This is a genomic window from Exiguobacterium sp. TDN 0502, assembly GCF_050846835.1.
Taxonomy (GTDB): domain Bacteria; phylum Bacillota; class Bacilli; order Exiguobacteriales; family Exiguobacteriaceae; genus Exiguobacterium_A.
In genome coordinates, this window is the sequence record NZ_JBOZGJ010000001.1 from 242350 (window position 1) to 255271 (window position 12922).

General features: G+C 48.9%; 11 protein-coding genes and 1 other annotated feature (1 of these 12 cut by a window edge). Of the genes, 3 read left to right on the forward strand and 8 right to left on the reverse strand.

What is annotated here, in order from left to right; all coding sequences use genetic code 11:
* Window positions 1-13: 13 nt before the first annotated feature.
* Genes ACRPK8_RS01170 through pepV form a run of 4 tightly spaced genes read right to left on the reverse strand, consistent with a single transcriptional unit; the run spans window position 14 to window position 4023 of the window.
* A complete protein-coding gene (locus ACRPK8_RS01170; RefSeq protein ID WP_432236553.1) occupies window positions 14-889 on the reverse strand; it encodes a hypothetical protein in 876 nt (291 codons plus the stop codon).
* A gap of 1 nt (window position 890) precedes the next feature.
* A complete protein-coding gene (thpR, locus tag ACRPK8_RS01175; protein ID WP_432236554.1) occupies window positions 891-1409 on the reverse strand; it encodes an RNA 2',3'-cyclic phosphodiesterase in 519 nt (172 codons plus the stop codon).
* A gap of 8 nt (window positions 1410-1417) precedes the next feature.
* On the reverse strand, window positions 1418-2566 hold the full coding sequence (locus tag ACRPK8_RS01180; protein ID WP_432236555.1) for an MFS transporter: 1149 nt from the start codon (window positions 2564-2566) through the stop codon (window positions 1418-1420).
* A 59-nt stretch (window positions 2567-2625) separates the two neighbouring features.
* Complete coding sequence (gene pepV / locus ACRPK8_RS01185) at window positions 2626-4023, reverse strand: dipeptidase PepV (protein WP_432236556.1); 1398 nt, start codon at window positions 4021-4023, stop codon at window positions 2626-2628.
* Window positions 4024-4342: 319 nt separating this feature from the next.
* On the opposite strand from pepV, the gene ACRPK8_RS01190 reads away from it, so the two are divergent.
* The gene (locus ACRPK8_RS01190; protein ID WP_023469095.1) at window positions 4343-4561 is read left to right on the forward strand and encodes a DeoR family transcriptional regulator; all 219 of its coding nucleotides are present in this window, start codon (window positions 4343-4345) and stop codon (window positions 4559-4561) included.
* A 108-nt stretch (window positions 4562-4669) separates the two neighbouring features.
* Window positions 4670-5302: an SDR family oxidoreductase gene (locus ACRPK8_RS01195; protein WP_432236557.1), complete on the forward strand. Its 633-nt coding sequence runs from the start codon at window positions 4670-4672 to the stop codon at window positions 5300-5302.
* 59 nt (window positions 5303-5361) lie between these two features.
* On the opposite strand, the gene ACRPK8_RS01200 is transcribed toward ACRPK8_RS01195, so the two are convergent.
* Together ACRPK8_RS01200 and ACRPK8_RS01205 are read right to left on the reverse strand one after the other, a co-directional pair.
* Window positions 5362-6081 (reverse strand): pseudouridine synthase, encoded by a 720-nt coding sequence (locus ACRPK8_RS01200; RefSeq protein WP_432236558.1) that lies wholly within the window; start codon window positions 6079-6081, stop codon window positions 5362-5364.
* Complete coding sequence (locus ACRPK8_RS01205; protein ID WP_432236559.1) at window positions 6068-7732, reverse strand: putative polysaccharide biosynthesis protein; 1665 nt, start codon at window positions 7730-7732, stop codon at window positions 6068-6070. The genes ACRPK8_RS01200 and ACRPK8_RS01205 overlap by 14 nt, the downstream gene beginning before the upstream one ends.
* 192 nt (window positions 7733-7924) lie before the next feature.
* Here ACRPK8_RS01205 and ACRPK8_RS01210 point away from each other — a divergent pair, with 192 nt between their 5' ends.
* Window positions 7925-9196 carry an NAD(P)/FAD-dependent oxidoreductase gene (locus ACRPK8_RS01210; protein ID WP_432236560.1) on the forward strand — a complete coding sequence of 424 codons (1272 nt, stop codon included), beginning with the start codon at window positions 7925-7927 and terminating at the stop codon, window positions 9194-9196.
* A gap of 58 nt (window positions 9197-9254) precedes the next feature.
* Here ACRPK8_RS01210 and ACRPK8_RS01215 read toward each other — a convergent pair whose 3' ends face one another.
* Entirely contained in the window at window positions 9255-10232 is a 978-nt protein-coding gene (locus ACRPK8_RS01215; protein WP_432236561.1) for a hypothetical protein, read from the reverse strand.
* Between the two features lie 131 nt (window positions 10233-10363).
* A complete protein-coding gene (gene leuS / locus ACRPK8_RS01220; protein WP_432236562.1) occupies window positions 10364-12769 on the reverse strand; it encodes a leucine--tRNA ligase in 2406 nt (801 codons plus the stop codon).
* Between the two features lie 46 nt (window positions 12770-12815).
* Window positions 12816-12922 (reverse strand) — a binding site (T-box leader); it runs 114 nt beyond the window's last position.

Sequence of the window (12922 nt, forward strand, 5' to 3'; positions counted from 1 at the left end):
GTCGCTCCCTCCCTCACTTTTGAATTCGTGATTGGTCTTCGCTTTGAATCGCCAATTGAAATGGAATCGAGACGGTTTCCTTGAGAATTTTTTCGCATACACGCATCTGAAATGCTTTCGTATGCGTGGCGTTCGTATTCATACGATGCGCCCAGTTCGGAAAGTCGACTTTGTTGATGTAAGTCGTCGTTGTTTCTTTCGGAATCTGATCAAAATATCCATTCGTCGCTAAAACGACACGTTCGATCGGTAATTCAAAGTCGCGTCCTAGCACGGTCCGCAAAATATCCTCCGTCCGTTTCAGGCTGATGTTCGGATTTAAAATCTGTTTGGCAGATGCCTTGAAGGGCTGCTCTCGCCATAACTTGTCTCGCCGGATATGATAAATACTCTCGTCACCGTCAAGCCATTCTAGTATATAAATCCGGGTTGGACCGACAAGAAACGGACTTAATTCGACTTCGCCGACTTGGTACTGAATGACGGCCCGATAAAACATCGCATACTGATCGTTCAACAGATGAAGCATTTGATAGAAGTCTAAATGCCGTTTTAATGGAATACGCCAAATGTCTTCTTCTCCCGCTCCTCCGGCGACGTTCAACAACTTTTGCAGTTCAAGCCGTTTTTTATACCATTTATCAAATGCTCTTCGTGACAATTGCTTGCCCGGAAGCTGGATTACTTCCTGTTTCTTCATGACTTGCCACCATTTTTTAGGTCGAACGAGCGTCTCCCCCGGAAATAGTTCTCCCGCTTCCCATCTTCGGTAGACGTGGGCATAGTCGAGCGCCTGATGTTCACTGAAGCGCTTTGTCATCTCCAGCGGATTCTTCTCGAACCGGCTATCTAAATCATATAATTTCATTAAGATCGCGATTGGGACCACCTCATTCCTCTTTACCTAATCGAATTCGGTATACCGGTTCGTATCGTGGCGAAACGAACGGTCGGACTTCGTACAAAATCAATTCACGGACGGACCATTCAATCGCCTCTAACGAAGGTGCCGTCCACTCTTGCGCCTCCGTTCGCCATTTTTTAGCAATCGTTACATGAGGAACGAACGGTTTAGTCGAAGCTGGATTCACCTCATCTACCAGTCGGTGCAGGATTTCAGCTTCCGTCCCAAAACTGACGACACGAGGACGATCCGGTCGTCCGAAGGTGATTAGCCGGTCAAACGTTAGCGTAAACGGCTCTGTCACTCGTGCGATTTCTTGTAGACGTTCTTTCCAGACTTGTTGGCTCGACGTATCAAGCGGACCGAAAAAGCGAAGCGTCAGGTGATATTCTTCCGTCGTGTAGACATTGTGGAAATGCTCGGCTAGAGGTAAACGGTGCGCATAGCTCGCCAACTGCTCCGAAGGAACAGGCAGGGCGATGAAATAATGTCGGTCCTGTTTCATGATAGACCTCACTCCTTGATTCGACCACTGATGCCGTACAGGATGGCACCAAGGATACTACTACTTGTATATACCCAAAAGACGACATAGATTGTGCTTTGTTCCAGTACAAAACCACTCATCAGGTTAAACAATGCCGTCGCAAGTCCTGTTGTCGTTGCCATGTATGTACTGACTGCTGTCGCGACCATCGTTTCCGGAACAAGTGACCGGACATAATCCAAAGCAACAGGAATCAGTAATCCGACAATCATCCCTTGCATCGCTGACAGAACCCAAAGCATGACGATTGGAAGTTCTAACGCAATCATCGCCGTCCGAGCAGCTGATACGAAAGAGACGAGGACAAGAACAGGAATCGCTCCGTACCGAATTAACAGGCGTGAGGCAATCCGCATGAACGGAATTTCGCATAATACGGCGACAAAGAATAAAGTCCCGACAAGTGCCGTCGTCTCTCCACGAATCGTGACGTAACTGCCAAAGTAATAGTTATTGGCAAAAATCGGTCCGAAGATCAAACTCCCACCTGCTAAGAACAACAGGAAACGGCGATTGGAAAAGAGTTGTTTTATCGGAACTTGTTGCTGGTGCGATACATGAACGCTCCCCGTCTCCTCAATGCCGATCAGTACAAGAAAACCAAGAACCCATGCTGCACCCGTTGCGTAGAAAATCAGGTTGAGCCCACCCTCTTCCGTGATTTGCCCGAGAATGAAGACGGCCAGGGCGAACCCGGCCGATCCGAACAGGCGCAACGCACCGTAATCCACTTTACGTTTTCGTGTGTATTCAATCGCTAACGTGTCGACGAGCGGAATATGCGCGCACTGGAACAATGCCCAGACACAAGAAATCAATAGCAATAGCAAATATGCAGACGTCAGTAAGTAACTTAATGTAAAGACTCCAGCTGAAAGCATGGCGACGAGCAGGAGACGTTTCGGTTTCCCGAGTCGATCTGCCGCGATGCCCCAGACAGGTTGCAGGAAAATCGACAGAATCGGACCAATCGCAACGATCGTACCGATCTCTGACGCCGAGAGCCCGAAGGCATCATTCGAAAAGTAAAGCGCGAGATAGGGAATCAGAGCACCTTGCCCAAAAAAGATGAAAAAATAGAGTGCTTGGAAATGATAGGTTTGACGATGTTTCACACGGAACTTCCTTTCAAGAAGCAATCCCCCCATCTTCACGATGCGGGGATCATCAGTCGTTATTTTGCAAGCTCATAAATGGCTTCTGCGTAGATGGCGACAGCAAGCAAGAGTTCATCGAAATCAACATACTCATCGACTTGGTGCGCAACTTCCGGTCCGCCAGGGAAAACTGGACCAAACGCGACTCCCGCCGTCAATGAACGCGCATAAGTGCCTCCACCGATTGCAATCAGATCCGCCGTCTGGTTCGTATGACGTTCGTACACGGCACTCAATGTCTTGATCAATTCATGTTCTGGGTCAACATGATGTGGCGTCATATGCGTTCGCGTCTGTAATTCGAAACCGTATCCCGCTGCCGCTTCCTTAATGATTTGTAAGCGCTCCGTGAAGTCAGCTGAATACGGATAACGGATGTTGATCGATGCCGTTCCCTGTTCTTCCGCATAACGGAATACACCACCGTTGATCGTCAAATCACCTGTTTCATCTGAAGCCGCAACACCAATCGCCACCCCCCGCGAATCGCGGAACATATGCGTCACGAGCTGGATATACCGACGACCGTTATAATCCAAATGGAGCGTATTGAGGAAACGTGCTAAATGTAATGCCGCATTTTTACCGTTGTCCGGCTCCATTGCATGGGCTGCGACACCATTGACATCAAGCACGAGACCTTCTGCTTCTTGTTTGACGGTTCCCGTCAATCCCTGCTCTTCTAAGTAAGCATGGAAGTCTGACTCGAGCGTACCCGTCTCGGCGACACGCAGGATCGCTTGCGCATGCCCCGGCACCATGTTCGGTCGTTCGCCACCTTCAAACCGGACGAGATGATGGTCTGTATCAGAAGCCTGTGCCGGTTTCCCCTGAATCAAGAGACCGTCATATAGTCCTTTTTCCGCATTGATGATCGGGAAGTCGGCATCTGGTGCGAAGCCGAGCGTCGGCATCTCTTCATGTTTGAAGTAGTGATTGACACAACGCCACTCGCTCTCTTCATCCCCTCCTGCAATCAAACGGATGCGTTTTGAAAGCGGCAACCCAAGTTCCTTGACGATCTTCAAGGCATAATACGCTGCCATCGTCGGTCCTTTATCATCGATTGCGCCACGGGCATATAACTTCCCGTCTACAAGCGTTGGGTTGAACGGACCATACGTCCAGTGATCGCCACCGGCTGGCACGACATCTAAGTGGCATAGAATACCGAGCAACTCTTCTCCCTGCCCATATTCCAAATGCCCTGCATATCCATCAACGTTTTTCGCTTTGAAGCCGTCACGCTCCCCTGTCGCAAGCATCCAATCGAGCGCCCGTTTGACTTCGCGTCCGAAGGGTGCCCCTTCTTCAATCGTTGATTCGTCGAGGATACTCGGAATCCGTAACAGTTCCTTTAAATCTTCCAATAAATCCTCGCGTCGCGCGAGTACTTCTTCTTTCCAATTCACCATCTGTTTTCGCTCCTTTACTTTAGGTTGGATTCGTTTCCGATACACCTTTCTAGTATAGCGAATATTCGTTCAGATACGAACATCCAAATTTTGTTTTCTTCTCTTTTCTTCCGAATGGCGAACAATCCAATAAAAAAAAGATGTAATTGTCGACTTTACAAACCAATCGTTTATGTTTTTTATGCAAACGTTCGGTTAAACCACTTGCAATTTAACATCAAAACGTTATACTAAAGGCGAAACAACTGGATATTGCATTGTCTTTTGTCACCCGAAGCTTTAGAACACTATTCTATCCATTGGGGGAGTGGTTATACCAATGAAAGATTCTACAGACCGTATGTTGACCCGGATTAAATCGATTTATCTCTACATCCAAGAGAACGGAGCTACTACGACAGCAGAGTTGGTTGAAGAGTTTGGCATCACTTCAAGGACCGTCCAGCGGGATTTGAACGTGCTTGAATACAACAATCTCATTGTGAGCCCTCGACGCGGTACATGGACGTCGAGCAAGAAACAAAAGCAAGCGGGTTGATCCACTGTTTCACTCTATTTATCTTTCGATGACGCGATTCTTCGCGTCTTTTTTTGTTATCTTTTTTAAAACGTGGGGTATAGCTATTGGGAGAAGGAGTTGAGGAGAATGGATATTTTAATCATTGGAGCAAACGGAACAACTGGACGCAAAATGGTCGAATTGATCGCTAAACAAGGCGATCACCAAGCCATCGCGGTCGTACGGGAGGAAAATCAAATCAACGATTTGATTGCACTCGGTGCATCGGAAGTCAGACTTGGCGATTTGACGAAGGATGTCAGCGGTGTCGTCAGTAATGCGGACGTCGTCATCTTTGCAGCAGGTGCCGGTGGTGCATCAGATGAATTGACGCGCGCTGTCGACAAAGAAGGTGCAATCAAAGTCATCGATGCTGCAAAAGCAAACGGGATCAACCGCTTCCTGATGCTCAGTTCGGTCGGCACAGAAGAACCAAAGGGCGAACTGAAAGTATACCTTGAATCAAAAGCAGCAGCTGACGCACACTTACAAGAAAGTGGGCTCGACTATACGATCGTCCGTCCCGGTCCACTCAGCTATGATGACCCGGCAGGTACCGTCGAAACGAAGGAACACTTTGAATCGTACGAAGATCGCAAAGTGTCTCGCGACGATATCGCAGCGTTGTTCGTACACCTGATTGACCAACCGACCCAATCCCGTGTATTTGAAGTACTCAGTGGTCCTTATCCAATCGCAGAAGCACTGCGCAATCAATAAATCATCCCTAACAAAAAGACGATGGAATGTATGCTCATTCCATCGTCTTTTTGTTTTGCTTATTCAGGTTGCCAATCAAACAGGGCTAACTCGTCTTTCGTCAACTCGCGGTAATCCCCGAGTGCAAGTGACGGATCCAGTTCCAAACGACCGATCGAGCGCCGCTTCAAGAATGTGACCTCTTTCCCGAGCGCAAGCATCATCCGTTTGACTTGGTGGAACTTCCCTTCCGTAATCGTCAATTCAAGCGTTGAGTCCGTTTCTGTCGTCGATAAGATGACCAGTTTACCCGGTTTAGCCTGGTACCCGTCTTCTAAGGTGACGCCTGCCGCAATCGCCTCGACGTCCTCTTGCGTCAACACGCCCGTCACTTCCGCGTAGTACGTTTTTTCGACGTGTTTCTTCGGTGACATCAAAGCATGATTAAACGATCCATCGTTCGTGAGTAACAACAATCCCTCTGTGTCTTTATCGAGTCTTCCGACCGGAAACGGTTTGAAATAGGTCACGTCTTCAAACAGAAGATCGATGACCGTTTCATCTCGCTTGTCCTCTGTCGCACTGATGACACCCGGTGGTTTATTCATCATCAAGTAGATGTATTTTTGATACGTGACCGGTTCGCCGTACATCAAGACATGTTGCGTCTCGACATCGACATGTTGTTTCGGATCGCGCACGATCTCACCATCAACCTGAATTGCTCCTGCCTTCAGCAGCAGCTTCACTTCTTTTCGGGAACCTGCTCCCATATTGGATAATAATTTATCTAGACGCATGACCTCGTCCTCGTTTCAATGAAATTTTCCGTCCTAATACGACTTCTGCTAAGCCACTCCAAATCGATAGTCCCGCAAAAATGACGATCCCGATGCCTGCACCGACGATCAGAATCAATAAGGACGCCCATGTCGTCGCTGGTAGGACCGATACCAGTCCCCACTTGACGAGCGCAACGCCTGCTCCCATCAAGGCACTGATGATCAAAATCAATGACGTCCGGCGTAAGACGGTACTGAATGGGAACTTTACCGTTTGGGTGATCCGGAAGAACATCAAGCCCGTTGCGACCAGGTAGCCAATGATCGTCGCGTAACCGGCACCTGTTCCATCACCCGTCAAGTGAATCAACGGGGCGTTCAAGAGATACTTCGCGAGTAGCCCGGCAAGTGTTGCAATGATCGTGAAGTACTGACGGTTAATCCCTTGCAGGACTGCTGCCGTGACCGAATAAAGAGCAAGGAATAAGGCACTCGGTGCATAACTTAACAGATAGACCCATGCTGCTTGATCTTTCGGGAACAGAACGTGGAACGTCTCTTCGCTGAGAAGAATCATTCCGACGACTGCCGGAATCGTCACGAAGAAGACGAGTTGATAAATCTGCGAAATTTGAGCCCGTACCTTCCGCATATCCCCTTGCGTAAAGGAAGCGGTCAACAACGGAGTCGCCGACAACGACAATCCTGTTGCGACCGACACCGGAATCAAGACGATTTTATGACTATCCGCAATCAGATAAGCCGTCGCGTTTCCGGCCGCTTCGAGCGTATAGCCGATACTTTGTAACGCGGCATTCATCGTGTTCTGGTCGATGACTTGATAAAGCGGCGTCGAAAGACCGACCATGACGATCGGAATCGCGTACGTCAGCAATTCCTTATACAGGTCCGTTAACGGGCGATCCGGCGAACGGACGGTTTGAGTGGCACGGAGTTCCTGCAAGCCACTGGCACGTTTGCGGAAATAATAGACGAGAACCGCCACACTACCGATTGCGCCAATGAAGGCACTGAACGTTGCAATCGTCGCGGCAAAGGCGACACCTGAATCAAATACATAAATCGCAATACTGACTCCTACGAGTAAGAAGATGATGCGGACGATTTGTTCCAGGATTTGCGAAATCGCGGTCGGTCCCATCGATTGATACCCTTGGAAATACCCTCGTGTCATACTCATCGGTGGAATCAAGAGTAACGCAAAACTGACTCCTCGAATCGTCATCGTGACGGCATCGACGTATGCTGCTGAATCGACATCCCCACCTGGAATCGCCCGGTGCGCTAAATACGGCGCGAGGAAGAATAAGGCGAGGAAGGAAACGACCCCGGTCAACGACATGATTTTCAGACCAGACCGATACAAACGTTCACTCGTATCATATTCCCCTAATGCATTATATTTGGCGACGAATTTTGAGACAGCGACGGGAATCCCCGCTGTCGCAAGACCAATCATGATGGCGTAATAATTATAGGCATAGGTATAAAACATGATGCCTGTCGCACCGACCATGAACTGAAACGGAAACAGATAAATCAAACCCAGTGCGCGGGAAATCAGTGACGCACCGGACAGGAGCATCGTTCCGCGAACGAATCCTGCATTGCCGGAAGAAGAAGACTGCTTATTACTGACTGTGGACATGGTAACATCCCTCACGCTTTCTAATTTTTATACTCGACCCTCTGATCGTGACTGTCTCATTATACAAGTTCTCTCGTACACAATTGCAAATCATTATACCGCTGTCTATCTTGAATTGAAAGAGACGGTTTGTTTACAGTCGCAACTTCTGCTAAAGTGAAACAAGCAGAATTCTTTGAATGAGGTGACCATATGTACGATGTAATCGTAATCGGAGGCGGACCGAGCGGCTTGATGGCGACGCTCGCCTCTTTACAGGCCGGAGCCCGAACACTCCTGCTTGATAAAGGAAATAAATTAGGTCGCAAGCTTGCGATCTCTGGCGGCGGACGCTGTAACGTCACGAACCGAAAACCGCTCGACGAGCTCGTTCAGTCGATTCCAGGGAACGGTCGTTTCCTTTACAGCGCCTTCTCCCAGTTCAATAATGAATCGATCATTGAGTTGTTCGAAGGATTTGGCGTTGCTTTAAAAGAAGAGGACAACGGTCGGATGTTCCCTGTCTCGGATAAGGCAGCTGACGTCGTCCGTGTCTTGATTGACCAAATCCGCGAGCATGGCGCCGAGATTCAAACGGATGCACAAGTCGCAACACTCGATTTTCATCCAGATGGTTCTTTTGCAGCCGTCATCCTCGAGAACGGCATGCGTCTTGAAGCGAAAAGCTGTATCGTCGCCGTTGGCGGACAATCCGTTCCGCACACGGGTTCGACGGGTGACGGCTATCCGTGGGCAGAAAAAGCGGGTCATACGATCACGGAGCTTTTTCCGACGGAAGTTCCGATCCTCTTAGGTGATACGTTCATCCATGAAAAAGCACTCCAAGGATTATCTTTACGGGACGTTGCTTTAACGGTCCACGGTAAAAAAGATAAAGCCATCAAGACACATACGGGTGATCTCCTCTTCACCCATTTCGGTTTAAGCGGTCCGATCGCTTTACGCTGTAGCCAGTACACGATCAAGGAGCGGAAACGTTCGAAGGAAACGATCGTCCACCTCTCGATCGACCTCTTCCCGGATGAGTCGCTCGGAGCGTTGACAGAACGTTTCCAAGCTGCGCTTGCAGCCAATCCGAAGAAGACGGTACGAAACGCCCTTCGCGGCTTCGTACCGGAACGTCTGCTCGAACTCCTGTTTGCGCAAATCGGTTTTGGCGACGAAGTCTGTACACAAGTCAAAAAACAGGACTGGGCGGACTTCCTTCAGAAATTAAAACGATTCCCGCTGAAAGCAACGGGGACGCTCGATTTCGATAAAGCCTTCGTCACGGGTGGCGGTGTCTCGATTAAAGAGATTGATCCCAAAACGATGATGTCGAAAAAAGCGGAGCGCTTATTCTTTGCAGGTGAAATTCTCGATATCCACGGCTATACAGGTGGCTACAACATCACGGCAGCATTCGTGACCGGACATTGTGCCGGTAGTCATGCTGCCAAAAAGGCGCACGAAACTGCCATCTAACCAAAATAAGACCCGATTCTTCTGATCATCAGAGCGAATCGGGTCTTTTCTGCGTATGTTAATCAATCGGGGTAAACGACCGGCTTGAGAATTTATCCGTGACGACTAACGCAAACAGCTCGTTATCCTGGACGAAAATACCTGTTGCGCCATACACCTTCGGGCTAGCTGTCTCACCTGTGATGGACTGATCTTTCGGATCAATCGAGTAGAGGTAGAGTGCTTCCGAATCTAGCGTGTAAATACGTCCTTGCCGTTCCGCAAGACCAATCGGACGGAATGATGACTCGAATGATTTTTTCGCATCACTCCGCATACCGTTTGCCGCTTCAATCTTACTTCGTTTCACAATCGAGAGATACGGCGGTTTTTGTTTTTTCTTCAAGGCACGCTTCTTTTTCTCGGAAGCGTCCGGATCAATTTTAATTTTATCCTCTTTCATTGCGAAATACGTCAATTCGACACGTCCGATGGAACGAATCTGATTGATCGTATAGAATTCTTTTTTCTTCGCGTCATACCCGAGACCATGGAAACTATCCCGAATCGTCGTCCCTTGAATCTTTTCGCGCTTCTCCTCACTCCAGACACCGTCTTTTCGTGTAATCGTGACGAGAATCTGATTTGATGTCAATAAGGCGACCGTTTCTCCGTCGACGAGAGCCATCCCGTCAAGCCCGGCGAGCAACAACTTTCCTTCCTCTAACTGAAACGAAGCGTTGATCCGTTCTCCCGTTCCGCTGATTTCAAAGAAACGATAATCGTCTGTCACGACGAGGTATGACCCGATGGAATCATCATATAACATGTGTTGGACATTTTTGATTAACGGCTCTTCCGGATTCGGAATCGCTGAAGGCGTTTTCGTCGGCACCTGCTTCACGGCTGCCTGATGTTTCGATTGTGTCTCGATTTTCGCAAACGTCTCTTCGATACTTGATAACGTCTCCGGTTTTGAGAAGACGAGCAGTATGCAGAGGATCAACCCCGAAACGACGGCAAAAATCGTGGTATAGACTATATAAGATCGTTTCATTGATGGTAATCGCCTTTCTTTCTCGGTTTCTGATTCAGTGTAGCAGAAGGACGTTCAAAAAAAAAGCGGACTTGCGACGGAAATGAAGAAACCCCCTTCGTTCGCCTGACGCGAATGAAGGGGGGTATGGCTTAGTTCGCCACGATATTGATTAATTTTTTCGGTACGACGATGACTTTCCGAACCGTCTTATCGCCGATCCACTCCTGTGTTTTTTCATCAGCAAAGGCAAGTGCTTCGATTTCTTCTTTTGTCGCGTCGATGTTGATTTCGATTTTCGAGCGGACTTTTCCGTTCACTTGAATGACGAATTCCATCGTATCGCTGACGAGTTTTGCTTCATCGAATGTCGGCCATGCCGCATACGTCAATGTCTCTTCAAATCCAAGTTGTTCCCAGAGTTCCTCACCAAGGTGCGGTGCGACCGGTGTTAACAACTGAATGAATCCACGAAGGAAGTGACGCGGAAGAACCGGCTGTTTGTTTGCTTCGTTGACGAAGACCATGAGTTGCGAAATTCCGGTGTTGAACTGGATGTTCGCGAAGTCTTCCGTGACCTTCTTGACCGTCTGGTGGTACGTCCGTTCGAAGTCAGCATCGACTTCCGTGACCTCTTGTATGTCTGCTGTCCGTTCGAACAAGCGCCAGACACGGTCGAGGAAACGACGGGCGCCGTCAAGACCGTTTTCAGACCAGGCAACCGATGCATCGAGTGGTCCCATGAACATTTCATAAAGACGCAAGGTATCGGCACCATGTGATTTGACGATTTCATCCGGATTGATGACGTTACCGCGTGATTTCGACATCTTCTCGTTGTTTTCGCCAAGAATCATCCCTTGGTTGTATAACTTCTGGAATGGTTCTTTTGTTGGTACGACGCCTGCATCATACAAGACTTTATGCCAGAAGCGCGCATACAACAAGTGAAGCACGGCGTGTTCCGCCCCACCGATATAAATATCGACCGGGAGCCAGTATTTTAATTTTTCTGGATCCGCGATCGCTTCTTCATTGTGCGGATCGATGAAACGAAGATAGTACCAGCAGCTTCCGCCCCATTGTGGCATCGTGTTCGTCTCGCGACGCCCTTTCATTCCTGTTTCAGGATCCGTATAATCCAACCAGTCTTCCGCAAGGGCGAGTGGTGATTCGCCAGTACCAGACGGTTTGATTTCCGGAATGATTGGAAGTTCAAGCGGTAATTCCTCTTGGCTGAGTGTTTTCATCGAACCATCTTCCATATGAACGACTGGAATCGGCTCGCCCCAATACCGTTGACGACTGAACAACCAGTCGCGGAGACGATACGTGATTTTTTTACGACCGACTTGGTTCGTTTCGAGTTCAGCGATCATCGTTTCGATCGCTTCTTGTTTTCCAAGACCATCGAGCATATGCGAGTTGACGTGTTCGCCCTCTCCTGTGTAGGCCGCTTCCTCAACGTTCCCACCTGCGACGACTTCAATGATCGGTAAGTCGAACTGCTTCGCGAATTCGTGATCGCGCTCATCATGTCCTGGGACCGCCATGATTGCACCCGTTCCGTACGAAGCAAGGACATAATCAGCAATCCAGATCGGCAGACGATCGCCCGAAATCGGGTTGACGGCGAAAGCACCCGTGAAGACGCCCGTTTTTTCCTTCGCTAAATCCGTCCGCTCAAGATCCGACTTCGTTTGGACTTGCGCGATATACGCATCGACCGCTTCCTTGTGATCAGCTGTCGTGATGTCAGCTACGAAAGGATGCTCCGGTGCAAGAACAAGATATGTCGCACCGAAAATCGTATCCGGACGTGTCGTAAAGACCGTGACTTGTTTTTTATGTCCGTCAATCGTGAAATCGATTTCAGCACCTTCTGATTTCCCGATCCAGTTCCGTTGCATCTCTTTGACAGAATCCGGCCAATCGAGATCATCGAGATCTTCAAGAAGACGATCTGCATATTCCGTGATTTTTAGGACCCATTGACGCATCGGGACACGCACGACCGGATGATTTCCGCGTTCAGATAATCCGTCGATGACTTCTTCATTCGCAAGGACCGTTCCAAGTGCTGGGCACCAGTTGACCGCGACTTCGTCTACGAACGCAAGTCCTTTTTCATACAACTTCGTAAAGATCCACTGCGTCCATTTGTAATACTTCGGATCCGTCGTGTTGATTTCACGATCCCAGTCATAGGAGAATCCGAGTTCTTTTAACTGACGTTTGAACGTCTCGATGTTTTGCGCTGTGAATTCGCGTGGGTCATTCCCTGTATCGAGCGCGTATTGTTCTGCCGGTAACCCGAACGCATCCCATCCCATCGGGTGAAGGACGTTGTAGCCTTGCATCCGTTTCATCCGTGCGAGGATATCCGTAGCCGTGTAGCCTTCCGGGTGACCGACGTGTAATCCGGCACCTGACGGATACGGGAACATATCAAGGGCATAAAACCCTTCTTTTTCTGGATCTTCTGTCGTGACGAAGGCGTTGTCTTGATCCCAACGCGCCTGCCACTTTGGTTCGATTTCGCGATGATTGTACGGCATGTCTTTTCCTCCTCTAATCTAAAAAAACCGGTCCTCCGCCCCTAGGAATAGGGACGAAAGACCGGTTTGGCTTCCGCGGTACCACCCACGTTGTCTGTCTATGACAGACCGCTTGATTCACAAATAACGGTGTGATACCGGCTTCGCTACTAC